The 25,132-nt window shown below is 43.0% G+C and carries 15 protein-coding genes and 1 pseudogene; 6 read left to right on the forward strand and 10 right to left on the reverse strand.

What is annotated here, in order from left to right; genetic code table 11:
- The first annotated feature begins 123 nt into the window (after positions 1 to 123).
- Together CDG77_RS05140 and CDG77_RS05145 are read left to right on the forward strand one after the other, a co-directional pair.
- Positions 124 to 1,425 carry an adenylate/guanylate cyclase domain-containing protein gene (locus CDG77_RS05140; protein ID WP_094328336.1) on the forward strand — a complete coding sequence of 434 codons (1,302 nt, stop codon included), beginning with the start codon at positions 124 to 126 and terminating at the stop codon, positions 1,423 to 1,425.
- Positions 1,426 to 1,679: 254 nt separating this feature from the next.
- A complete protein-coding gene (locus CDG77_RS05145; RefSeq protein WP_181154508.1) occupies positions 1,680 to 4,364 on the forward strand; it encodes a hybrid sensor histidine kinase/response regulator in 2,685 nt (894 codons plus the stop codon).
- 444 nt (positions 4,365 to 4,808) lie between these two features.
- On the opposite strand, the gene acnB is transcribed toward CDG77_RS05145, so the two are convergent.
- The 5 genes and pseudogenes from acnB to CDG77_RS05165 form a co-directional block, all read right to left on the reverse strand.
- Positions 4,809 to 7,469 carry a bifunctional aconitate hydratase 2/2-methylisocitrate dehydratase gene (gene acnB / locus CDG77_RS05150; RefSeq protein ID WP_094328338.1) on the reverse strand — a complete coding sequence of 887 codons (2,661 nt, stop codon included), beginning with the start codon at positions 7,467 to 7,469 and terminating at the stop codon, positions 4,809 to 4,811.
- Positions 7,470 to 7,687: 218 nt separating this feature from the next.
- Positions 7,688 to 7,843 (reverse strand): hypothetical protein, encoded by a 156-nt coding sequence (locus tag CDG77_RS36250; protein ID WP_190233911.1) that lies wholly within the window; start codon positions 7,841 to 7,843, stop codon positions 7,688 to 7,690.
- A gap of 80 nt (positions 7,844 to 7,923) precedes the next feature.
- Positions 7,924 to 8,077, reverse strand: a pseudogene (locus tag CDG77_RS39055) (DUF4351 domain-containing protein); the annotation flags it as partial.
- Between the two features lie 69 nt (positions 8,078 to 8,146).
- Complete coding sequence (locus CDG77_RS05160) at positions 8,147 to 8,977, reverse strand: segregation/condensation protein A (RefSeq protein ID WP_094328340.1); 831 nt, start codon at positions 8,975 to 8,977, stop codon at positions 8,147 to 8,149.
- Positions 8,978 to 9,278: 301 nt separating this feature from the next.
- Complete coding sequence (locus CDG77_RS05165; RefSeq protein ID WP_094328341.1) at positions 9,279 to 10,364, reverse strand: AI-2E family transporter; 1,086 nt, start codon at positions 10,362 to 10,364, stop codon at positions 9,279 to 9,281.
- Between the two features lie 141 nt (positions 10,365 to 10,505).
- Here CDG77_RS05165 and pdxH point away from each other — a divergent pair, with 141 nt between their 5' ends.
- Positions 10,506 to 11,150 carry a pyridoxamine 5'-phosphate oxidase gene (pdxH, locus tag CDG77_RS05170; protein ID WP_094328342.1) on the forward strand — a complete coding sequence of 215 codons (645 nt, stop codon included), beginning with the start codon at positions 10,506 to 10,508 and terminating at the stop codon, positions 11,148 to 11,150.
- Positions 11,151 to 11,244: 94 nt separating this feature from the next.
- Here the strand turns inward: pdxH and CDG77_RS05175 are convergent, their stop codons facing one another.
- The 5 genes from CDG77_RS05175 to CDG77_RS38425 form a co-directional block, all read right to left on the reverse strand.
- A complete protein-coding gene (locus CDG77_RS05175) occupies positions 11,245 to 11,862 on the reverse strand; it encodes an FMN-dependent NADH-azoreductase (protein ID WP_094328343.1) in 618 nt (205 codons plus the stop codon).
- Positions 11,863 to 12,132: 270 nt separating this feature from the next.
- Positions 12,133 to 15,078: a DUF3769 domain-containing protein gene (locus CDG77_RS05180; protein ID WP_094328344.1), complete on the reverse strand. Its 2,946-nt coding sequence runs from the start codon at positions 15,076 to 15,078 to the stop codon at positions 12,133 to 12,135.
- 136 nt (positions 15,079 to 15,214) lie between these two features.
- Positions 15,215 to 15,331: a photosystem II reaction center protein I gene (locus CDG77_RS05185; RefSeq protein ID WP_041566417.1), complete on the reverse strand. Its 117-nt coding sequence runs from the start codon at positions 15,329 to 15,331 to the stop codon at positions 15,215 to 15,217.
- Positions 15,332 to 15,710: 379 nt separating this feature from the next.
- Entirely contained in the window at positions 15,711 to 16,412 is a 702-nt protein-coding gene (locus CDG77_RS05190) for an acyltransferase (protein WP_094328345.1), read from the reverse strand.
- Between the two features lie 647 nt (positions 16,413 to 17,059).
- The gene (locus tag CDG77_RS38425; protein ID WP_256091202.1) at positions 17,060 to 17,188 is read right to left on the reverse strand and encodes a hypothetical protein; all 129 of its coding nucleotides are present in this window, start codon (positions 17,186 to 17,188) and stop codon (positions 17,060 to 17,062) included.
- Between the two features lie 623 nt (positions 17,189 to 17,811).
- Here CDG77_RS38425 and CDG77_RS05195 point away from each other — a divergent pair.
- The 3 genes from CDG77_RS05195 to CDG77_RS05205 all read left to right on the forward strand — a co-directional run bounded on the left by CDG77_RS05195 (position 17,812) and on the right by CDG77_RS05205 (position 25,055).
- Positions 17,812 to 18,135, forward strand: coding sequence for a hypothetical protein (locus tag CDG77_RS05195; protein WP_094328346.1), 324 nt, complete (start codon positions 17,812 to 17,814; stop codon positions 18,133 to 18,135).
- Between the two features lie 588 nt (positions 18,136 to 18,723).
- Positions 18,724 to 21,288 carry an alpha-glucan family phosphorylase gene (gene glgP, locus CDG77_RS05200; RefSeq protein WP_094328347.1) on the forward strand — a complete coding sequence of 855 codons (2,565 nt, stop codon included), beginning with the start codon at positions 18,724 to 18,726 and terminating at the stop codon, positions 21,286 to 21,288.
- An 896-nt stretch (positions 21,289 to 22,184) separates the two neighbouring features.
- Positions 22,185 to 25,055 carry a beta strand repeat-containing protein gene (locus tag CDG77_RS05205; protein ID WP_094328348.1) on the forward strand — a complete coding sequence of 957 codons (2,871 nt, stop codon included), beginning with the start codon at positions 22,185 to 22,187 and terminating at the stop codon, positions 25,053 to 25,055.
- Positions 25,056 to 25,132 lie beyond the last annotated feature (77 nt).

Consider the following 25,132-nt stretch of genomic DNA (forward strand, 5'->3'; position numbering starts at 1 on the left):
GGATTGGGGATTGGGGATTAGGGATTGGGGATTGGGAACCCCTCTAGTTAGTCTTCAGTACTTAGTACCTAGTCCTCAGTCCCTAGTCCCCAGTCCCTTGATTACTAATAACGTAAAAAGTGCATGATTCATTCAAGTAACTTAGACAAAAACCAACTAGATGCGCTCATCAGTCATGGAATGTCCGATCCACAAACAAACAATAGCCTTGCCAAATCTTACAAAGAACAGCGACAGAGCTTTTTGATAAAACGGCTGCAATTGCAGGCGCAGATTCTGCTGGTAGCTGGCTTGACTTTAATCGCTTTTTTTCTCTGGGCAAATTCACATCTAGAAGGCAAGATATACGCTTTTAAAATTGGGATTGTAGTAGAATTATTCACTCTTATTTGTTGGGGTTTATGTAAAACTCCTATTGGTCGCCGCCATCCTGACTTAATTTTTTTGAGTTTATGCTGGGCTGTAACTTGTGTTGTCCAAATTGATATAGCTTTGCTGTTTAATAGTCTGGAACCTAGAAACAATATTTGGACTCTGATGTTTCTCACTCAGGCTACAATCATACCAGTCCAATGGTGGATGCATTTAATATCTCAACTCGGAACAATAATTTGCTATTTAACCTTATATCTCTTATATAATCCCACATTGAAGAATCCATCAGCTTTTTATGCTGAACAAGGATTATACTTCTTTTGGACTTGCGTAATTTGTGTATTTTCTGTCTATTTATACGAACGCTTGCGAAAAAAAGAATTTTACGCCCGTAAGGCAATGGAACTGGCACAGCAAAAATCAGAAAGGCTGCTACTAAATATTCTGCCAGAGATGATTGCAGAACAATTAAAACAACAGCCTACAACTATTGCTGACAGTTTTCTAGAAGTTACGGTATTATTTGCCGATATTGTCGGTTTTACAGAGCTTTCAACTCGGACATCTCCTGCGGAATTAGTCGAGTTATTAAATACAATATTCTGTTTGTTCGACCAATTAGCAGAACGTCATGGGGTAGAGAAAATCAAGACCATTGGCGACGCATATATGGCTGTCGCCGGATTGCCAAATCAGTCTAATGACCATGCTCCAACAATAGCTAATATGGCGTTAGATATGCAAATTGCTATAGCTACCTTCAATGCAGAAAACAATCAATTATTTAGCATCCGTATTGGCATTAGTACAGGCCCAGTTGTGGCGGGGGTGATTGGACTCAAAAAGTTTGCCTACGACCTCTGGGGAGATACAGTAAACACTGCTAGTAGAATGGAATCACATGGGATAGCAGGTAGTATTCAAGTTTGTGAAGCAACTTATCAGCTTTTAAAGGACCGATACCTATTGGAGAAACGAGGTTTAATTCAGGTCAAAGGCAAAGGAGAAATGATGACTTATATCTTAAAAGAAATTAAGTTGAAAGCTTAATATAACTATGCTGTTTGGCGGATAGCCAAAAATATCAAGTATGTAATTAGAGCGATAAATCTTAGCTATTTAACCCTTGCTAAAAGAAAGTTTTCTTACTTTAGATAGATTCGCAGCAACAAACTGCTTTGATGTATATTTTTCCGATGCATAATAAATGTTAAGCGATGTCTCCGACGGGCTATTCGGAGTCGCATTCTCTAGCTAATTTTGGGAATAATCCTTTAGCTAGCTGCATAAAAGGAGAAGCCATATTGAAAGGAATACGTTCCCTTCTCGCGCCTTATGCTGTGGCACTATTGGCTGTTGGTAGCGCATTGCTACTAACACTATTGCTACAGCCACTACTGAAACCAACTATTTTCCTGCTATTTTTTGCTGCTGTGGCAGTTAGTGCCTGGTATGGCGGCATAGAAGCAGGGTTGCTGACTACTGCTTTGTCTACTTTCGCCGTCAGCTATTTTTTCTTAGAGCCAGTATTTTCGCTCTCAGTTGCGAGTCTAGACAGCATCAGACGGTTAGGCTTGTTTGTCCTAGTGACAACATTCATTAGCTTACTGAACTCAGAGTTACGCACTGCCAAACAACATCTTCAGATGAGTTTGCAGAAGTTACAAGCGAGTGAGGCAAAGTTTAGAAGGTTGGTAGAGTCCAACATTATTGGGGTAATTGTAGCCAATATGGACGGGGCGATCGCAGAAGCTAATGATGCTTTTTTAGAAATGGTAGGTTATTCGCAGGAGGATTTACTTGCTGGGCGAGTCCGATGGCAGGACATCGTAGCACCAGAATATATTGAAGCTAACAACAGTGCGATCGCAGAACTCAAAACCCAAGGTGTATGTCAACCTTTTGAGAATGAATACATCCGCAAAGATCAAAGCCGCGTTCCTATTCTGTTAGGTTCTGCTTTGTTAGAAAACAATCCTAACGATATTATCTCTTTTGTACTTGATTTAAGCGAACGCAAACGAGCGGAAATAGCACTGCATCAACAAGAAGAGGAACTGCGCCTAATTACAAATGCTCTGCCCGTCCAGATTTCCTATGTTGATATGCAGCAGCGTTATCGCTTCAATAACAAGGGGTATGAAGACTGGTTTGGACTTCCTGCTTCCGAAATTTATGGTAAACACATTAGAGAAATTCTCGGAGAGTCGATTTATCAGTCAATTCTTCCTTATGTAGAAGCGGTACTTTCTGGAGAGGAAGTAACTTATGACACCCAATTACCCCATAAAGATGGCACAAACCATTACGTGAATGTAACTTATGTTCCCCAGTTCAGTCAGCAAGGAAAAGTTGAAGGATTTGTTGCGCTGATTACAGATATTACACTTCATAAATTAGCAGAAGCAGCCCTCAAACAGAGTGAGAAACGGTTAAAAGCACTAACCGAAAAAGTCCGCATGATTCCTTGGGAGGTAAATGCCAATACCGGAAATTTTACTTATGTAGGGCCGCAAACTGTTGAGATTCTTGGCTATCCATTGTCAGACTGGTACATCGATAATTTCTGGGAAAAACACATGTATCCAGAAGATCGGGAGTGGGTTATTAGGTATTGCCAAGAATCTTCTCTAATACTGGATAATTACGAATTTGAATACAGAATGTTGGCTGCTGATGGCAGAATTGTCTGGCTGTATGACATTGTTAATGTCGTGCGGGATGAGAATGGGCCGCAGCTACTACATGGATTTATGCTCGATATTACCGATCGCAAGCAAGCAGAGCAAGAACGCGAACAACTGCTTGAGCGCGAACAAGCAGCACGCGCCGATGCAGAAGCTGCAAACCGGATGAAGGATGAATTTCTCGCCACCCTCTCCCACGAACTCCGCACACCTTTAAACGCCATACTAGGTTGGACGCAGCTACTGAGAAGTCGCAAATTTGATGAGGCTACCACTGGGCGGGCGCTAGAGACAATTGAGCGGAACACTAGATCCTTAACGCAACTAATCGAAGATGTCCTAGATGTGTCGCGGATTATTAGAGGTACACTCCATCTAAAGACGCATCGGGTAAAACTTGTAACACTTGTAGAGGCAGCAATTGATACTGTGCGCCCAGCAGCCGAAGCCAAAGAGATTAGCATTAAGTGTAAATTCGATCCTGAAGTAGGGGTAGTTGTGGGTGATACCAACCGCTTGCAACAGGTTGTGTGGAATTTGCTCTCCAATGCCGTCAAGTTTACATCCAAAGAGGGAAGAGTTGATGTGCAATTGCAGCGAATTGAATCATCTGTGCAAATTCGGGTAAGTGATACGGGAGTGGGAATTGCTGGCGAATTCCTACCCCATGTATTTGAACGCTTCCGTCAAGCTGATAGTTCGATTACGCGATCGCACGGCGGACTAGGATTAGGGTTAGCGATCGTCCGCCACTTGGTAGAATTACACGGTGGCACAGTTTCTGTGGAAAGTCCAGGTGTGGGACAGGGGGCGACATTCATTGTCAATCTGCCCATGAGAGCCATTTATGTAGAGGCTAATACCGGAGAGCAGCTTTCATCTCTGGTTGATGTCCAAGAGGCTAACAATTATCTGCCGAGGCTAGATGACTTGCGAGTGCTGATCGTCGATGATGAGGCAGACGCGCGTCATTTACTCACCACAATTCTAGGACAGTATGGGGCCCAAGTCATAGCAGCTGCATCTGCAAGTGATGCACTGTTTGCTTTGGAACAATATCGCCCCCATATACTGGTGAGCGATATTGGTATGCCACAAGAAGATGGCTACGCACTAATTCGTCAAGTGAGGGCGCTACCAACAGATCGAGGAGGGCGGATTCCAGCAGTGGCGCTGACAGCTTATGCTAGGGCGGAAGATCGGACGCAAGCGTTGTTAGCAGGCTTTCAACTCCACGTTCCCAAGCCAGTGAATCCCGCCGAGTTAGCTGCTGTGGTTGCCAACCTCACTGGACGCACTTGAAGAATTAAATTAAAAATTAACGCGATGTGCGGCTTATTCTTAGAGGATGTCTGAAAAAATTTTTGTATACACGTAACACTTCGAGATCCCCTTAAAGTCCCCGCTTAAAAATGGGGACTTTAAGAGGATGTTTGAAAAGTCCTATTGTAGGTATCAAAACGTTTTAGATCCCCCTAAATCCACGCCACTTGCTTCACTTCGCGAGACCCCAAGACCGCAGTGGCTCCCCGATAAATTGGGGGACTTTGATTCTTCCCCCTTTTTAAGGGGGGTTAGGGGGGATCGCTAAGTGTCTAAAATCACGGCGAAATACTTGTTCATTCATCCTCTAAGGGACTTCCAAATAAAAAAATACTCAACTACTTATTGTGGTGTGGGCATCTTGCCCACACCACAAGAGTTCTAAAAATTTTAGGTATGCAAACTAAATGTGGTTTAGCTTACCTACCTCGCCGCCGTTGGCATACCCAAAATATCCTCAATCCTGGGCATATCTTCCAACGCAATCACCCTTCCTTCATCCTCAAAACCGGCAATTTGATCGAAGTTCAAATACCGATACAAATCATCTGCAAAAGGATGAATTCTACTTGCCACAATATCCAAATATTCCTGCACTGTCGGAAGCCGCCCCAGCAGCGCACAAACTGCGGCTAATTCTGCTGAACCAAGATACACTCGCGCATCTTTACCCATGCGATTATTGAAGTTGCGGGTAGAGGTAGAAAACACTGTTGTGCCATCAGCAACTCGCGCCTGATTACCCATACACAAACTACATCCTGGCATTTCTGTTCTAGCACCCGCAGCCCCAAATATGCTGTATACACCTTCTTCTTTTAATTGGTGTTCATCCATGCGGGTTGGTGGTGCTATCCACAGGCGAGTTTTCACTTCACCTGCACCTTCTAAAACTTTGGCTGTTGCTCGATAATGACCAATATTCGTCATACAAGAACCAACGAATACTTCTTGCACTGGGTCATTAGCAACTTCCGATAATAACTTAACATTATCGGGGTCATTGGGAGCAGCAACAATTGGTTCTTTGATTTCGTTCAAATCAATTTCAATTATTTCGGCATACTCTGCATCAGCATCGCCTTCTAATAACACGGGATTTGCTAACCATTCTTCCATCTTTGCCACACGGCGCAGCATGGTACGCGGATCGTCATAGCCCCGTGCTATCATATTTTTCAGCAGCGCTACGTTAGAACGCAGATATTCCGAAATTGTCTCTACACTGAGCTTAATTGTACATCCGGCACAAGAACGCTCGGCACTAGCATCGGTGAGTTCAAAGGCTTGTTCAACTTTTAAATCTGGCAAACCTTCTATTTCTAGAATTCGCCCGGAGAAAACATTTTTCTTATTCTGCTTTTCTGCTGTCAGCAAACCTTTTTGAATTGCCACATAAGGAATGGCATTCACAACATCCCGCAGGGTGACACCTGGTTGCAATTCACCTTTAAATCTTACCAAAACTGACTCTGGCATATCTAAAGGCATGACACCCAAAGCCGCCGCAAAGGCCACTAATCCCGAACCGGCGGGGAAGGAAATTCCCAAGGGGAAGCGGGTGTGAGAGTCGCCGCCAGTTCCCACGGTGTCGGGTAGCAGCATCCGGTTTAACCAAGAGTGGATGATACCATCACCGGGGCGGAGGGCAACACCGCCACGAGAAGCAAAGAAATCGGGGAGTTCGTGATGGGTTTTGATGTCTACTGGTTTGGGGTAAGCGGCTGTGTGGCAGAAACTTTGGATAACTAAGTCTGCACTGAAACCAAGACAGGCGAGTTCTGTCAATTCGTCGCGGGTCATGGGGCCTGTGGTATCCTGGGAACCAACGGTAGTAATGATGGGTTCGCAGGATGTGCCGGGACGCACACCAGGTAATCCGCAAGCTTTACCGACCATTTTCTGTGCCAGGGTATAGCCTTTACCTGTATCCAAGGCTTGCTGGGGACGGGTGAAAACGGTGCTGGGTTCTAAACCAAGTGCAAGACGAGTTTTGTCGGTGAGGGTACGGCCGATAAGTAAGGGGATGCGTCCACCTGCGCGGACTTCATCGAGAATGGTATCGGGTTTGAGGGCAAAGGTGGAAATGACTTCGCCTGCTTCGTTTGTGATTTCGCCTTTGTAGGGATGGATGGTAATTACCATGCCGGTTTCGAGTTTGGTGACATCGCACTGAATAGGCAAAGCACCGGCATCTTCAGCTGTGTTAAAAAAGATTGGCGCGATCGCACCACCTAAAACATAACCCCCAGCGCGTTTGTTTGGCACAAAAGGGATATCATTTCCTGTATGCCACAATACGGAGTTAATGGCAGATTTCCGCGAGGAACCAGTACCAACCACATCCCCTACGTAAGCTACAGGATGCCCTTTTTTCTTCAGTTCGGCAATGGTTGCCACACTTCCCGGTTGCCGTGACTCTAACATCACTAAAGCGTGTAAGGGAATATCTGGGCGAGTTGTGGCACTTTGGGCGGGGGATAAATCGTCGGTATTGGTTTCGCCAGGAACTTTAAAAACGGTGACAGTAATCGCTTCTGGTATTGTGGGGCGAACGGTAAACCATTCAGCTTCCGCCCAAGAGTCAATTACTAGTTTGGCGAAAGGATTGGTTTTAGATAACTCTAAAACATCGTGGTAAGCGTCATACACCAAAAGAATTTTGCTTAAGGCGTTGGCGGCATAAGCGGCAATCGGTTCCTTTCCCTGTCCGCCCATTACCAGAGGTGTTTCGGATGAGTCGGAGACGGATACAGTGGGCAATTGCAGCAAATCAATTAAAGATTGGACATTGTAACCACCAATCATTGTCCCTAGCAATTGCACCGCTTCTATGGGCGCAATCAACGGACAGGTGACTTCCTTTTTGGCAATGGCGGTGAGAAATCCAGCTTTGACATAAGCTGCTGGATCGACACCAGGAGAAACGCGATCGCTCAATAAATGCAATAATATATCCTCTTGACCCTTGGGCGGATTTTTCAGTAATTCACATAATTCTGAGGTTTGCTTCGCATCTAATGGTAAAGGGGGAATACCGAGTGCTGCCCTTTCAGCAACGTGTTTACGATATGATTCCAGCATTTTTATGTTCTCCATTGGGATTTTCTCCCTTTAATTATGAAATATTTTTAGGCAATACTTGGCTATAAAAGTTTAGCTTACTTTTATAGCTGAAAGCCTTATGAGTAATTGGTTGACTGCAATTTTTTTATACTGAAACTTTAGTGTTTGAAAAGTATTGGGCGAATGGAATTAGCTACTACACTAAACTTAGTCCACCTCCGTGGACTAAGAGAAAATTAAGACTTTTGAACCTGGGAGAAAATGTACTCGTGATAACCAACCATCTTTTTGCATAGTTCCAAATCCATTTGCTTCGCAACGCGATCGCCTAAGCTGAAACCTTTATGGGACATTAGTTTTACTTTTTTCACTTCATCCATAATCTGTGACATGGAAAAAGTCTTTGCTAAAAAGCCAGGGTTTTCGCTGGAGAAAGAAAACCGAGTTCTTAATTTTGGATAAAGTCGAGCTAAGAAGCTAGATTGCGGAAGGGTTCTAATTACAGAATGTTCAGCAAATCTTCCTAACAAACCGAGTATTTGGAAATTAGAGTTTTGCTGTTTGGCAGCAGTGAATAAAACATCTATTTCTTTAATCTCTCCTGTAAATTTTTGTGATGCTTCGATTCAATCTACTCGGATTTTGGGACGGAATCAAAAATCTGTAAATTATCTGTAGGGTCACTTTTAACTTTCTTAGTTCATCGATTGTTCAAAAGGGTTAATGGTCTTAGCTGAATCTGTAATTAGCCGAATTTTAATCTCATGGTAAAATTCCTCTTGAAGTAGCTCTACTTTCGATTGAGCCGAAAGTAGTAGTAGCGCCCAGAAAACGCTAACTAAATGACTGTGTTTAGACTCATGTCCAGACCCATTTTGGTTGATAAGCTTTGTCTGAGTCCATAACTCTACAAGTTGTTCTAAATTCAACCAATTTTGCTCTGAATTTAGCCCCCTTGCTGATAAGTTCAACACCTGTTCGAGTTCTCTAGCTACTTCCGTCAGATTTTCCTGGTGAGCTAACTCCAGCGCCTCCCGCATACTTTGGACGCTAGGCAGACGTTTGGGACGGATAGGTTTGCTGACTTTTTCTACCAGTTTTAGCTGGTTCGCCATAATCTGCAATTGCTTAATTAATTCTTGCAGAGTCACCCGGCGCTTTGGTGGCGGCATTGCCGATGCCCGACGACGCAATTGCCTTTCTAGTGGTAGACGATGACCATGATGTGATATTCCGTCTTCATCTTCCATTAGGGCATCATCTAATACACCATCTTGAGCATCTCCTACTGTTGATAATTGCATCAATGTATTGGCTTTGAACAATACCAGCATTGATGCTGACAAAAATGCCTGTCCAGATTGAGACAAATCTGCTTCATAGCCTCTTCCTATTGACTCCGGTGCCATCAGTTCCAAGTAACGGTCAATCACCTCAATCACTTGGACATCCCAAGGGTCTATTTCTCCTTGTTCAGCTTGGTAAATCAGGTGTGTGATTGTTTCTAATAGCTCGGAAGCTTCCATCAATGGGTTCTAAGTTAATTAATGAGATATCAAAAGACCTTAACTTCAACAGTAAACTCATTGATTATTGGCAAAGCATGTACTTTAGACATTTGCTTGCACTTTTTTAATCAGGAATTGCCTGCTGGCAGTATCCTCTGAAATTTGTAATCAATCACTATTGTGAATTGTGAGATCGGAATGTGCAACTTTTGGGATTGGGAATTGGAAATGGGAAGAGGACAAGAGAATTAGGGACAAGGGGAAATACTTGTTGCAAGTTACCATCTTCCTACTTCCTAATCCCTGCTCACCTGCCATCTCAATTTTGGGGTGGGTCATGAGCAATAGTAACGGTTGATACATGCTCACTCGGCTTAACGCTTTTGATCGCATCGAAAGTGCCTTTAATAGTACCAGCGATGGGAACAGCAACAAGCGTCCCCAACAACCCAGCAATCTCAAATCCCATCAAAATAGCCACAAAAATCCAAATAGGATTCAGCCCAATAAAGTTGCCGAGTAACCTGGGAGCTAATAGGTTATCTTTAAGCTGTTGCATGAGAATTGCCGCAATGGCAACTTGAACTGCTAACCACCAATTTTGCAGTAGTACTAAAATCGTCACCAGACCAATGCCAAGAGATGCCCCAATAAAGGGAATAAGTTCCGATATCCCAATTAGTATGGCAAACAACAGGGCAAAGGGAACTTTCATCACTAAGAAAATTGGTGTCAGGGTTAGCACCATAAACAGTCCTAACAACAACTGGCTGAGAAAGAAGTTCTGGAAATTTAGGCGCAAGGCTGCGGTAAGGGGCTCTCCAATATTAGAGGGTAAAAGATTGACTAGACCATACCAAACGCGATCGCCGTATAAAAGCATATAAAATGCAAGCACAATGACTAACACTAAGTCAAGTAATCCTGACAGCAATGTTCCAGCAAATCCCACTGCACCAGAAGCTAGTTGTTGCACCAGATTCTGAATATTGGCATTGATTTGACTGCTTACAACCCTTAGATCGATTGGCAAACGTCGTTGTTTTGCCAGCATCTCAAACTGCTCTAAGTTTGCCTGACTAGCGCCTAACCAATCAGGGATCTTATTTAACAGTTGGATTGTTTGGTCAACGATCAATGGCACTAGGGTAACACCTAGAATCCCTACTAGGGTAAGCGTTGCAAGTAAGACTACGATCACCGCCTGAGTGCGCGTGATTTGGGCACGTTCAAAGAACTTAACCGGGTAATTGAGTAGAAAAGCCAAAATCGCCGCAATACTCAAGACGGTAAGGGGATGCTGGAAGTAGCGACAAAGCACGGACAGTAGCCAGACATTAAGAGCGATAATTGGACCGCTCAGACCATAAATTAACAGGCGTTTAAGGGAGGCCGAACGGCGCATTTTATGCAACCTATTTTAGATATTGCTGAGAGAATTTGTAAAATTATTGATGGCACTAATTATTTATCATCATAGATTTTTTTTAACAAAGAGATATATATAAAAGCATAAGCGTATCTGATAGTAAGGAAGTAAATAAAAATGGACAAAACCATAGCTGACCTCCGCAAAGACTACACCTTGGAAGGTTTAAGCGAACTCGAAGTAGACCTCAATCCTTTTATCCAATTTCAAAAATGGTTCGATCAGGCTCTAGCTGGGCAACTCCCCGAACCCAATGCCATGACCATTGCTACCGTTACACCAGATGGTAAGCCCTCAGCCAGAATGGTGCTGCTAAAGGATTTTGATGAACGCGGCTTTACTTTTTTCACCAACTATAACAGCCGCAAAGGACAAGAATTGGCAGAAAATCCTCTGGCGGCTTTAGTCTTCTGGTGGGCAGAACTAGAACGTCAAGTTCGGATTTGTGGGTATGTAGAAAAAGTTTCCAAAACTGAGTCCGACCAGTATTTTGATACTCGCCCTGCTAACAGTCGCCTGGGTGCGTGGGTATCTAATCAAAGTGAAGTGATAGAAAGCCGAGAAGTTTTGGAGCGACGTTTGCAGGAGTTCTACAGTAAATATGAAAATAAAGAGATCCCCCGACCGCCTCATTGGGGAGGCTTACGGGTGATCCCCACAGAAATTGAGTTTTGGCAAGGACGCTCTAGCCGCTTACACGATCGCTTACTCTATAGCCGTTTAGATAATGGCACTTGGAAAATTGAGCGGTTATCACCTTGAAGGGAGAAGGAAGCAGAGGGGACAAGGAGAATAACCATCCCCAATTCCCCATTCCCCATTCCCCACATCAGAGCATTTGTTAAATGGCAATACATTACCACTGAGCGATCGCATCTTGAATTGCTGCCCGTGCTTCTGCTAAAGATTGAGTCCGGGCATCACCCTCGTTAAGTCTGTTGGCGTTAATAAATTGAATATCTGTAATCCCAATAAAGCCGAAAATCGTCCGCAGGTAGGGTTCTTGGAAGTCATAAGCAACGGCAGGGGAGGCCGGGCTAAAGTCACCGCCACGGGCTGTAATGATAACTGCCTTTTTACCTTCGACTAACCCTTTAAAACCTTGAGCATCTAGGGCAACAGTCCGGTTAATGCGAACGATTTGGTCGATGTAAGCCTTAAAAGTGGAAGGGATATTGAAGTTGTACATTGGCACTCCAAAGACGTAGCGATCGGCTGCCAAAAACTCATCAACCAGTTCGTCAGAAATTCTGATTGCCTCAGCTAATTCTGGGGTATGGGTTTCTGGTGGCGAAAATGCCGCCGCAATCCAAGCTTCATCAACGTGAGGAACTGGGTGATGCCCTAAATCTCGATAAGCGATCGCATCTTCAGGATGTGTTGCCCTCCAAGCACTGACGAATTCTTTAGATAGTTCTCGTGAGTGCGATCGTTCAGCACGGGGGCTGGAATCAATATGTAGAATATTTACCACCAAATATCTCCTGATTAGCTAGGATTTACTGCTTTTACATTTTTAGGATCTAAATTTCCAAGCATTACATCAGATACTAAAAGTAACTAGTTACTAAAGTAAAGTAGTTACCATAAAGTAACTATTAAAATTTTTTGATTAACATAATTAATGTCTGTCTGTAAAATCAAAAATTCCTCGATCGGAAAATAATTCAGGAATTAGAATCTAGAATTTAGAATTCCATATCTGTACTCATTTCAGGTGAATAAATTGGTTTAATCCTTCTCATTAATTATCTTGTTGCACGCCGTTTACTACTGGCTTCACTTCAGAAAATGGATCGGTGCCACCACCCCAGTTAAAATCACTAATTCGGATGCTGAAGCCACCTAATTGCAACACCGGATTGTAACGAAAGGTGATGCCATAGGTGCGACGGCTATATTCCAAAATGTAGTCAGTGCTTGTCTCTCTACCTGTATCCAAGTTAACAGATGTTTGAAAGCCTAAACGAAAAGGGCCGTAGATTTGCTGTGATATCCCAGCGCTTAACACTTTGTTATCAACGGAGCGATCGAACAAAAAGGGAGATAATCCGTTATTTAAGCCTTGAGAGTAACTAACATTAAAGGCGGTATAGTCTAAAAAAGGTCGAGAAAAATGACCGATTTGCCCAACTAAGCCAATTGTACCAGTTAGAGTGCTTTGGTTATCACCATTGGTATAATAACTGCTAGTGCCTGTGAGACCAGCGATCGCTTGCAAGTAAGGAACAACAGGTCTAGCTGTGTATCGTAATCCCTGACTAGAAGTAGGTGGTAATGGTTTTCCTTGCCATAGCAATAACCCTTTACTGAGGGAAGCACTGGCTTGAAAACGACCTAGTGAGATGCGATCGTTTTCCCGTATGGGTTCTAGCAAGTCTTGGCGATCGGTATTGGCATCAATATACTGAACGCCTGCCTGATAGGTGAGGTTGATGCCACTCTTGCCTAAAGGAATTACAGGAGAGGTAATCACGCCGCCAAAGCTGCTCTGGACAGTTTGAAAGCCGAGAGTACCGTTGTAGAGCCGATCGCGGTAATTATATTGCACATTCAAGACATGGGGAAGGCGATCGCCTAATATCTGGCGCAATCCCAAATTTATTCGCAAATTGTCTTCCACCTTATTTAAGTCAAAACTGGTTAACTGACCAGTTCCCTCAATTACGGCTCGTGGACTCAAAACCGAATTTATCTTTGTCTTTACAGCAAACAGTGCGCCTAAATCACCCGTGCCTTCTTGCACACCTCTTTGTACTAGCAACTGAGGCGTAATCGTCCAGCTTGTCTTCTCTGTATCGATCAGTGGAAAGCCACGCTCAATATACAAACCACCCCGATCTTCTCCATCATAGCCGAGGGAAACTATCGCAGGTGTAACGTCCCGCTCCCGACGGTCAATAGTCCGCTCATTCAACGGAATTGGTAAGGAGACGGTTTGATCCAATACCAAACGCTGCTTCTGTGTCCTAATGCGGTCTACCAAGGGCGATTCTCGCGTCAGAGTTACTGTATCTGCACGCAACTCTAGTTCTGGCGGCGAAAAAGGATCGTTGGTGATGCGAACATCCCTTGCTTGCCAACCTTGGGGATAGAAGTCAATATGTTCAGCTTCAAACCTGAGTCGATTGACTGCACCCCCTGCTTTTGGGGGTGGGATGTTGCTAGCATCGGACTGACCACCTAATGCCACATCAATCTGTCCAGGGCTGCTCACACCCGAAAGGGGCTGATTGGCTCTAATGCGATCGCTCGGTGGACGTTTTGGCACTCCACCAGCAGTGATATTTGTGGGTGAGAAAGCTAAATCTGTTTGTGCTGAGGGTACATAAATTTCTCCTCTACCATTTAGCAGTTCCCCACTATCTTGAACAAAGTTATAGGTAAAGCGTTGTCCGCGCAGTATCTGATCGCCCCGTGTTAAAGTTACGTTGCCTTCTCCCGCAGCAATCAAGTTGTCCAAATTGACTTGCAGGCGATCGGCATCTACCACCGCTCCATCAAATCGCACTACTACATTACCTACAGCTGTAATAATTCGCCGTTGCTCGTCATACTCTTGCCGATCTGAAGTTACTTCTACAATTCTCGGTTTGGCTGGCGGAGTGCTAGTAGGCGCTTGTGGCTGATTGGTGGTATTTACTTTTGGTGTAGGGGTTACTGCTTGAGCTTGTTGTTGGACTTGGGAACTGAATTCTACAGTGAGCGGTGTTGAGAGTTGCTTTGTCGGGTTGCGAGACTGAAATTTTATAAAATGTTGTACTGATTGAGAACTTGGTGCAAGATCGGCAGCAGATACGGAGATATTGTCGTTTTTTGGAGACTGTGGCGCAGTAATAATATCACTTTGCTGTTTTTGCTGGGTTAACTTCTCGGCTAAAATTTCCGCCTTGGATTTGACTAACTTGTTATTTGTAACACTTGGGGCAATTTGAAGGGGAAGCGGATATTGCGCGACCAGGGGATTTGGGGAAACTCCATAGCTAAATCGTGGAGAGTCCAAAAAGTTTTGTTTTTCTCCAGCAACATAGTTGGGATTTAGCGTAGACGCGGAGCGGCTTGTCGTCAGACATCGCTCGCCAAGTTTTTGAGAAGGTTCGCATCTTACATCTAGAGAAGCCTCCGCTCCAACTTTTATTGGCAATGCAGTAGCTTCTCTTTCCTTCTCCCGTTTGCGTAACGCCGCTCTTAGGAGAACTTCCGAGCGCCGAACGCCAATGCTTGAACTTGTCTTTGTGTCTTCTTTATCTTGGTTATTAGAGGTTTTAACCTCCTGCGTGGGATAGCCAATAACCAGTGATTGCCCCAAAAGTCCAGCACTTCTAGAGCCAGTAATGGGAGAAATTTCTGGTGGAAAGGTTTCTGGTGGATGGGGTACAGGAGTTTCGACAACTACCAAGTCATCCTGAGTTGAGTTTGTCGGAGTTGGCAATTGCGAATGACTCTTGTTGTCATCCGCAATTGCCAACTCAGCCAAATCCTTGGACTGCTTGGATTTGTCTGTCTTTTGCTGTATTCCAGTTTCTACAACTGAAAGAAACTTTGTATGACTCGCAGATGAGGTGGGATTTACAGGTTGTAAAGATTCGAGGATCGGAGGCGGATTGGGTGGCAGAACTGGATGAAGCATAAGTGAGCAAAATCGGGCTAACAAACAGCCAAATGACGGACGGAAGGATAAACTATACATTTTGCCTTCCGACTGTCGCCTTCTGCTACCTACAGCAAGCTACCTGGAGGAAGAAACTTACTAAATTTCCCTTAGTAAGTTTCTGTGGCGTTTAGTATTTTCCGCCTTCCAAAGTCGCGGATGATTTATCGCCCTTTTACTCTAAGTCCCGACGGCCGGGGTTCCGAGCAGGATCGTTCGACAAAAATCCGAAGATGAAGATAGTAACGAAGAAGGCAACAACAATATAAACAGCGATTTTTAAAGTCAGCATAGAAATATCTCCAAGGGGTAAAACAAAGAAAGCTTTTCTTTGAGGATCTGCCATGCAGAAAAGATAGCTACTTTATATTACCCAAATCTTGTCCCTTTTTTAGACGACTCTAGGGATTGGGGAACTCGGGGCCCCCTCTGGGGATTAGGGGCGATGGGGACTGGCAGTGTCTACCTTACAGTTATTGAGAATGGTGCAAGATGTCAACTGTCTGACTTTTAGATGACCCTAAGAAATAACTCAGAGATTAGTTTACTCTTGTGACGTTCGCTGACGGTAAAAGTTTCTAAAAAAAAGGGTAGAGGCATAAGTTACAGGTTAGAAGAAATAATTCTCCTTGTCCCCAGTCCTCAGTCCCCAGTCCCCAGTCCCCATTCCCCTATTTCTCAGCTTGAAGTTTTGCTAGGTCTTTACCAGTTCGGTTTTTGATTACTCGTGCAGGTATGCCTATAGCAATGGAGAAAGGAGGAATATCTTTATTGACAACTGCTCCCGCACCAATAACACTGCCTTTGCCGATGGTAACGCCATCTAATACCGTTACTCCATGACCTAGCCAACAGTCATCTTCAATCACAATTCCCTTGCGAGTAACACCTTGGTATTTAATCGGCTCTATCGGATCGGCAAAATTATGATTATTAGCATATATCCCTGAGTGGGCAGCAATCATACAATGCTTACCAATTTTAATGTCTCCTGGCCCCTCAATACAGACGTTGGGAGCAATGAAGGTGTCTTCATCAATATGTATACACGTATCTTTCAAACACCCTATATCAACGTTACGCTCAATAGCTACTCTATTTCCTAGATGAATTCTATTATTTTTGTGTCCTCTAGCATCCATCCGCACACCCTTGAAAATATATACTCCACTGCCAATTTCAATACAAGAAGTACCGTTAAATTCAACACCATTTTGAATATAAACTGGGCTGTCTATTTGGGCAAAAATACTCCGATATCCTAAATTACGCAACTTCGGGCCCAGAAGAAGTGTAGGAATATCTCCTAACACAGTAGTTACTACAAGTTCTTGCACGCGCTGCAATTTTGAAAAATATTGCTCGTTATGCATGGCTACATATCTCTTCAATTAATTGTTGTTGACAGTATTGAAAGTTGTTTTGCCTGTATCCTAATCTTCTGCCAATATTCAGTGACTTTGTATTTAGTCATACATGATATGAGTGGCAGCGTTACCAAAATTTACCCATATTTGTAGATAGTTTTCCAGATGTTGGAAAACTAGAGTCTGGCTTTAACTATGCAAGCAATTCTTGAACTTAAGTGCGGCATAGTTACTGAACTGGTATGCACAATTACATTGATTCGTTAGAAGCTTTTATACCAGTTAAGACCCGTAAAAATTTTGCTTCTTTTTCACCAGGCTCAACTAACAAAACAATGTCAGTGCATTATAGAGTCAAATCTCAGACTATTAAATTTTCTGATGGGTAAATTTGCTGGTTTAGATAGGGGACAATTTTGGTTAGTCGGCAAATTTGAAAGCTTGTTACGCAAAGAAGGATGAAGTTGTTTGCCTTGAAGCTACTTTCTCCCAGGCAATTTTAGTCTTTTGAAACAACTCATTTATACAAGCTATTTTGCAACAAAAAATACATTTAACTAGACTCTTTTAAAGATTTAGATAAAATTTCTGCCTAGCATGACAATGTAATTATTGTTGGGTTTTATCGGGTATCTTTGCCCAAATAAACCCAATTAGGGTGGATTATCTCCCACATCAGCCATCACATTGAAGTTAACCATCGGTGCAAACAAGTAAGCGCTTCCCCGACTGCTATGACGGCTTTCTTGCAACGAATTTCTAGAGTATGCTGCTCCAATCATGTTGCACACGGATGATTTACAGACTAGTCAATTCACGTTTGTAATTACATGAATCGTTTTAAGAACAATTGTTTTTAACGATAACACATTTTATTTTTAGTGGAACATTCTCAAATAATTTGATTTCCAAGTTTATTGTCGATCAAAATAGCGCCAATCAGTTAACTTTTTTACTGTAGCGATGCCTGCTGCGGGCAAAGCCTATGCTACTCTTAAATAATTTTATACACTTAGTTAAAATTCATTGAGGATGGTAATTTTAAAAATGCTCTTAACGGTTACTTGCCATTTTTGTCTGTATTTCTACCGTTGATTGTCCAAGTAATGTTCTGATTGGGCGTTCAAGTCAGAATGATATCTACTATACTTATGACAACATCTTCGTTAAAAGCCAAAAGGCTCAAAATTTTTCTCTTCCTATTACTCACAATATGAAAATTTGTAAATCACCCATTCGGGTGAGCCAAGCGGGTGATGCGTGCTTGGCACTACTCATTATAAATTTTATTGAAGGAAAGCTAAAACGTAGCTTAGTTTCTAGGAGAAGTTCACAAAATAACATCAAATAACATCAAATACCCACATTGAGGTATCGGTTTTAACTCACACACTTGGTTCAAATTATGGCTTTAATTAAAGAAATTGTCCAAGAAGCTCTAACTACAGGCTATCTGAGTGTTGTAGCCGAAGATCAACTGCGATCGCAACTTCAAAGTAATTATGACTCAGAAGACCTAGATGCCTGGATCGTGTTACAGCGAGCTATTGCAGCCGGCGGTGTAAAACAAGAGTCGCGCCGAAAAAAAGCTTCTCTCTCTCCCAAAGCCAAAGACGCTTCATCAAGTATCAAACTTGCTTATCAAATGGCAGCAGAGATTGCTTATGCAGCAGCTGTAGCTTTATCAATGACAAAAAATACCAAAGATCAGCCTTCACTAGGCGCGTAAAATAACACGCTAAAAAGTTATTTTCCTGATTTAGTATCAAGAATTATACCAAGTAGTTAGTGTAGGCGTAGCCTGCCGCAGGCATGGCTTTTCCTAGTTAACTGCTTGGTATAATTTTTTAATCTCATTTTAAGTGATGTCAACGACAGGCTATTTGGGATCGCCTCTCCTGGAACTTACTTTAACATAAGAATCATAACTGCTTCTTTATCAGCGCAATTGTATTAAAAAATAATTAAAAATTTCATTTTTCTGGCAACAGCTATGATAAATTTTCACCCTCAGCCAAGACCATAGAACTGATCCCCGGAAGCAATACTAAAATAAATATAAATTATTTCTTTAAAACTAGATTTTTTTAAGTGATATATGCCACTCAATGATTAAATCTTAATATACCAAGTACATGGCTGAAAGTAACGCACAGAATTAGAAACACCTTGGTGTCAACTTTAGCAACGATGTTAAAAAAAATTCTCAATGCTTAACAAAGTCATCGCTTTTTCACAAACTACAGTATAAAGAATTGGCAACATTGGTAAAGACAGTAAACAATAACCATAACTAAACTTGGAGTTTTGCCAACCTATGCAGCCAATTCGCACATTTAACGTATCTCCTTCACTACCACCGCGACTCGAACCACTGCGGCGGTTATCATATAACTTGCACTGGGATTGGAACGTTGATACTAAAGATTTATTCCGTCGCTTAGACTCTGACCTGTGGGAGTCTAGCCATCACAACCCAGTGTTAATGCTCGGTACTATCTCCCAATCGCGGCTTTTGGAAGTTGTCGAAGATGAAGGCTTTCTAGCGCAAATGGATCGGGCTGACCGTCAGTTAGACGATTATTTGCAGGAGCGCACTTGGTATCAAAAACAACGGGAAGATAAACCAAAAGAATGCTACGCCTATTTTTCGGCGGAATTTGGACTTGTCGATTGTTTGCCCGTCTATTCTGGAGGCTTGGGTGTTCTGGCGGGGGATCACCTCAAATCTGCTAGCGACTTGGGGCTACCACTTGTGGGTGTAGGTTTGCTGTATCAGCAAGGCTACTTTGCCCAATACCTCAACGCTGATGGCTGGCAGCAAGAACGCTACCTGCTCAACGATTTCTATAATATGCCCTTGCATCTAGAGCGCAATGCCGATGGTTCAGAACTGCGGATTGCGGTAGATTATCCAGGACGCAAGGTGTATGCGAGAGTTTGGCGCGTACAGGTGGGAACAGTTCCTCTGTATCTGCTGGACACCAATATCGAACCCAACAACACTTACGACCACGATATCACAGATCAGCTATACGGTGGCGACATCGATATGCGTATCCACCAGGAAATTATGCTGGGGATCGGTGGCGTGCAAATGCTCAAAGCTTTGGGGCTGAAAGTTACCGCCTACCACATGAATGAAGGCCACGCCGCCTTCTCTGCTTTAGAACGCATCCGCTTGCTGATTCAGGAAGAAGGGCTGAGTTATATTCAAGCTAAACAGGTGGTAGCTTCTAGTAACATTTTTACTACCCACACACCAGTACCTGCGGGGATTGACTTGTTCGCTCCCGACAAAATGCTGCACTACCTGGGGTACTATGCAGAGATATTTGGATTGCCCAAAGAGCAATTTTTAGGACTGGGGCGTGAAAATACAGGCGATTTATCGGGGCCTTTCAGTATGGCGGTGCTGGCGCTGAAAATGGCAACATTTTCTAACGGTGTCGCCCAACTACATGGTGTTGTGTCGCGGCAAATGTTCCAAGGCTTGTGGAAGAATGTGCCGGTGGAGGAAGTGCCGATCGCAGCAATTACGAATGGTGTCCATGCTCGTAGTTGTGTTGCGAAATCAACTCAAGAGTTATACGATCGCTACCTCGGCCCAAATTGGTCATCAGCACCACCAGATAGCCCATTGTGGGATCGGATGGATGCCATACCCGATGAGGAATTGTGGCGCAATCACGAACGCTGCCGCTTAGATATGATTTTGTATGTGCGGGAGCATTTGGTCAAGCATTTAACCGATCGCGGCGCTTCTGCTTCCGAAATTATCCAAGCCCAAGAAGTTTTAGATCCCTACGCTTTCACCATTGGCTTTGCCCGCCGATTTGCCACCTACAAACGCGCCACCCTCTGGATGCGCGATTTGGATCGCATTAAGCGGCTTTTGCTGGCTAACAAAGACCGGAAAGTGCAATTCGTGATTGCTGGTAAAGCACATCCTAAGGATATTCCCGGTAAAGAACTGATCCGCGATATCAATCACTTTATCCGCGAACAACATTTAGAAAAACAGGTCGTGTTTGTTCCCAATTACGACATTCACATATCCCGGTTGATGGTTGCGGGTTGTGATATTTGGTTAAATACACCGCGTCGTCCACGAGAAGCCTCTGGTACTAGTGGCATGAAAGCCGCAATGAATGGCTTGCCAAATTTAAGTGTACTAGATGGCTGGTGGGATGAAGCTGATTACGTCCGCACAGGCTGGGCGATTGGACATGGAGAGAATTACGACGATCCTAACTACCAAGATGAAGTAGAAGCAAATGCTCTCTACGAGTTGCTTGAGAAGGAAGTTGTACCGCTATTTTACGAACACCGGGATAGTGATGGCTTACCCCGTCCGTGGGTTGCGAAAATGAAGGATGCAATTCGGTTGAATTGTCCCTTCTTTAATACAGCACGGATGGTAGGAGAATATGCTGGGAGAGCTTATTTCCCGGCTAGCGATCGCTATCATACCCTGACAGTTGATAACTATGCCCCAGCGAAAGAACTAGCTGCTTGGAAAGAAAAACTGAGCGGACACTGGTTCAACATCAGAATCAAAGATGTTGACGTATCAGCAGCTTCAGACATTGAGGTTAACCAAACCGTTGCGGTCAAAGCCAAGGTTGACTTAGCAACTTTGAGCAAGGAAGATGTGCAGGTAGAGTTATATCAAGGTGCGATCGATGCCAATGGTGATATTGTCAACGCTGTAACAGTGGTGATGGATTACCAAGGTGAGGATTCACAGCAATTGAGCATTTACACGGGTAATATCACTTATACCGCTTCTGGTTTGCAAGGCTTGTCTTTGCGTGTATTGCCGAAAAATCAAAACCTGGCTAATGCTTATGAACCAAGATTAATTGCTTGGGCAGAATAATAGTGCTAAGTAATTGTTGAATACTCAAGATTAGGCGTTGCTAAACTTAAATTAGCAACGCCTTTTATTATGCGATGCAGTCACACCCAAAAAATAATTATTGCTATAATTCCTCATAATTATAAGGAAAATGCAATTTGACTGGAATAATCACAAAAGTCAGCTTCTTAAGCTTTGATCGATCCGCACTTTGGAGCGACAAGTACTAATGTCTGCGAATGTGGATTTCTTGGTTTACAAACGTTATACCAATCTGTAATAGCTTTGATTGACAATCAAAATATTAATAGTACACAAAAAATATTTTTACGTAAATTTATCAGCAAATAATGTGAAGAATATGCAAAGATGCGGGTAAAAGCAAAAATAGCTAAGTAAATACAGTAGTATATGGTAAGTGTTTGGTTATTTAGATGTTCTCTATTTTCAAGCTAGACATCTAAACAGAATTGTCCACAAGGGGGGTATAAAAATCTCTTTGCCGATCAAAAGTTGAATGTTTTCTCTTCTAGTAAGACTTAGACGCTGGCAAAAAACCAAATACCAAGTATAAATTCCAGGCATTCAATCGTCAGATTCTTTAATCATCCTTGTTCAATGATTATTACTGAACAAGGATAATTAATTTAGTCTGAAATAACTGATAATCCTAAATACAGACGCTCATTAGTTTGTACAGCGCTTAAGGCTTAGATAGTTTTCAGATAAATTTAGATAGCGTCACGTAAAAGCCATTCTCTGGATGAATCTTTGATGAACATTAGTATTAATTAAAGATGATGTATAAGTATGGCAGAAACTTAAAATCCCGGTTAATTTTTGTGCCCAAAAATAGTAATAAAGTCCATGTTGATAACGTAAGTTACTGAAAAGCTAGATTTAGGTAGATAAAAGTTATGGCAAATATCATTGGAACCAACGGTAATGATAACCTACTGGGTACTTATCAAGCGGACACAATTAACGGTAAAGCAGGGAACGATACCATCACAGGTAACGGGGGTAACAACACCCTAACTGGTGGCGCTGGCAATGATGAATTTGTTTATGACTACATCATCAATAATATCGATATCATCACCGATTTTGGTGGCGTAGGTAAAGGAACACACCCAACAGCAGCAGTCATTGCCGAAGTTGACACTCTAAATTTTCAGGACGATAGTCGCTTGACTGCCCAAAATATGATCCTGACCCAGAATGGCAACAATCTGGAAATCACCTTTGCAAATGCAGACTACTATCAAGACGACCCTACTCCCAAAGTCATTCTGCAAAACTTTGCCTTGGAAAATCTGGATAACCTCAGCAAATCCACTGGAGCGAGTGTAAACTTGGGCAATATCCTGTTTTATGGGCAAACTACCATCACAGATAGCTTTGATGTTTTTAATGCCAACTCTACCCAAAGTACTATTTTCAATAAGAATACAGTCACCTTCCTTAACGACCTGAATAACAATGTTAACGGCTTTGATAACTCAGATGATGTCATAAATGGTCAGGGGGGTGATGACAAAATCGATGGCAAAAGTGGCAATGACTTACTCAGAGGTGGTGCGGGGAATGACACGCTCATTGGTGGTGCTGGGAATGACACGCTCATTGGTAACACAGGCAATAACTCCATCGCTTATGGTACTGCCGATGATAATTTGAATCTTAACAATTCAAAAGGCAACGATCTGCTCATTGGTGGCGATGGAAATGATTCTCTCTTTGCCTCTGGTGACTACAGCTCGATCCGAGGAGGCGAAATTTTATTTGGCAATTCTATCTCTGGCAATAACACCCTCAATGGTGGCGCTGGTGACGACACCTTGAATGCTAGTTATTCAACAGGCAATAACATCCTCAATGGTGGTATTGGTGATGATTACTTGGATGCTATTTATTCAACAGGTGATAATCTGCTTTCAGGTGGCGCTGGTAATGATTATCTCTCCGTTTCTGGCCTGCACGACTACGAATTTGGAGAATTTGGGAGAATTTATGGCACTGGCAATAACACGCTCATTGGTGGTGCTGGTGAGGATACCTTAGATGCTAATTATACAACAGGCAATAACATTCTCAAGGGTGGTGCTGGTGATGATTACTTGGATGCTAGTTATACAACAGGCAATAACACCCTCAAGGGTGGTGCTGGTGATGATTACTTGAATGTTAACAATTCAGAAGGCAATAATCTGCTCTTTGGAGGTGATGGCAATGATACCCTCTCTGGGGGCACTAGTGGCAATGATCCCAACGCTCACTTCACTAGTGGCAATAATACGATGGATGGGGGTAAAGGCGATGATTTGTTGTCTGCCGATTACACCTATGTTACCGAAGGAATTACAACAACTTTCAATGCTACTACTAAAACTGGATCGATTACAGCAGGCACAAATCAGGTTAGCTACAAGAATATCGAACGATTAAATATCGTAGGTACAGCCTACAATGACAATCTTGTGGGGAGCAATGGTAATGATACGCTCTCCACGGGCGGTGGTGGCAATGATACGATCGATGGGGGTAAGGGTGACGATTTGTTGTCCGTAGATTATATCTATGCTACCGGGGGAATCACAACAACATTCGATACCAGTACTAACATTGGTTTAATTACGGCGGGCACGAATAGCGTTAGCTACAAGAATATCGAACAATTAAGTATCTCAGGTACAGACTACGATGACAATATTGTGGGGAGCAATGGTAACGATACACTCTCCACGGGCGATGGTGGCAATGATACGATCGATGGAGGGGCAGGTAACGATTACTTAGGAGTAAATTACTACAATACTAACGCAGGAATCACAACGACATTCGATAGCACTACTAACATTGGTTTAATTACGGCGGGCACGAATAGCGTTAGCTACAAAAATATCGAACAATTCAATATCTCAGACACAGCCTACGATGACAATATTGTGGGGAGCAATGGTAACGATACGTTTTATATAAGCAATGGTGGCAATGATACGATCGATGGAGGGAGAGGTAACGATTACTTAGGACTCGATTACTACGATTCTGCCGCAGGAATCACAACAACATTCGATACCACTACTAATGTTGGCTCAATTACGGCAGGCACGAATAGCGTTACCTATAAGAATATCGAACAATTCAGTATCATGGGCACAGACTACAATGACAATATTGTGGGAAACAATGGCAATGATACGATCTACGGAGACCAATATGGCAATGATACCTTCAAAGGTGGCGCTGGTGACGATTACTTAAGTGTTTTGGCTTCATCAGGCGATAAGATATTGGATGGTGGCGATGGTAATGATATTCTCACAGCCTCTAATGCCACTGGTAATAACACACTCATTGGTGGTAATGGCGATGATATCCTCATAAGTGGTGCTGGCAATGATATCCTCATAGGAGGCTATGGTAATGATACCCTCTATGGGGGAAATACCATCTATGCTGGAAACCCAAACCCTACTGATACCTTTGCTTTCAATAGTTACAATGAAGGCGTTGATACTATTTTTAACTTCAACACCAATCATGGACTGATTCAGGTATCGGCTGATGGTTTTGGTGGTGGGTTATCAATAGGTTCGCTTCAGACAAATCAGTTTACCCTGGGAACATCTGCAACGACAAGCAATCAACGATTTATTTATAACAGTGCTACAGGTACATTGTTCTTTGACCAAGATGGCAGTGCGGCTGGGTTTACTCAAGTAAAATTTGCACAACTATCTACTGGATTGTCACTAACCAACAACAATTTTGTGGTTGTTTAATCTTTATTAACGCTTCGCGATCGCCAAGCAATCCGATTTGCGGGGTGCTATTTTTAGCATCTCGCATTCCATTGCTC

It is taken from the genome of Nostoc sp. 'Peltigera membranacea cyanobiont' 213, assembly GCF_002245975.1.
GTDB lineage: Bacteria > Cyanobacteriota > Cyanobacteriia > Cyanobacteriales > Nostocaceae > Nostoc.

Bases quoted from the DNA above. Each gene is read 5' to 3' on its own strand.
- CDG77_RS05190 (WP_094328345.1), bottom strand. From the start codon at position 16,412: ATGCATAACGAGCAATATTTTTCAAAATTGCAGCGCGTGCAAGAACTT.
- pdxH (WP_094328342.1), top strand. From the start codon at position 10,506: ATGGACAAAACCATAGCTGACCTCCGCAAAGACTACACCTTGGAAGGT.
- CDG77_RS05180 (WP_094328344.1), bottom strand. From the start codon at position 15,078: ATGTATAGTTTATCCTTCCGTCCGTCATTTGGCTGTTTGTTAGCCCGA.
- CDG77_RS05195 (WP_094328346.1), top strand. From the start codon at position 17,812: ATGGCTTTAATTAAAGAAATTGTCCAAGAAGCTCTAACTACAGGCTAT.
- CDG77_RS38425 (WP_256091202.1), bottom strand. From the start codon at position 17,188: ATGATTGGAGCAGCATACTCTAGAAATTCGTTGCAAGAAAGCCGTCAT.
- CDG77_RS05160 (WP_094328340.1), bottom strand. From the start codon at position 8,977: ATGGAAGCTTCCGAGCTATTAGAAACAATCACACACCTGATTTACCAA.
- CDG77_RS05205 (WP_094328348.1), top strand. From the start codon at position 22,185: ATGGCAAATATCATTGGAACCAACGGTAATGATAACCTACTGGGTACT.
- CDG77_RS36250 (WP_190233911.1), bottom strand. From the start codon at position 7,843: ATGTCACAGATTATGGATGAAGTGAAAAAAGTAAAACTAATGTCCCAT.
- CDG77_RS05185 (WP_041566417.1), bottom strand. From the start codon at position 15,331: ATGCTGACTTTAAAAATCGCTGTTTATATTGTTGTTGCCTTCTTCGTT.
- CDG77_RS05165 (WP_094328341.1), bottom strand. From the start codon at position 10,364: ATGCGCCGTTCGGCCTCCCTTAAACGCCTGTTAATTTATGGTCTGAGC.
- acnB (WP_094328338.1), bottom strand. From the start codon at position 7,469: ATGCTGGAATCATATCGTAAACACGTTGCTGAAAGGGCAGCACTCGGT.
- glgP (WP_094328347.1), top strand. From the start codon at position 18,724: ATGCAGCCAATTCGCACATTTAACGTATCTCCTTCACTACCACCGCGA.
- CDG77_RS05140 (WP_094328336.1), top strand. From the start codon at position 124: ATGATTCATTCAAGTAACTTAGACAAAAACCAACTAGATGCGCTCATC.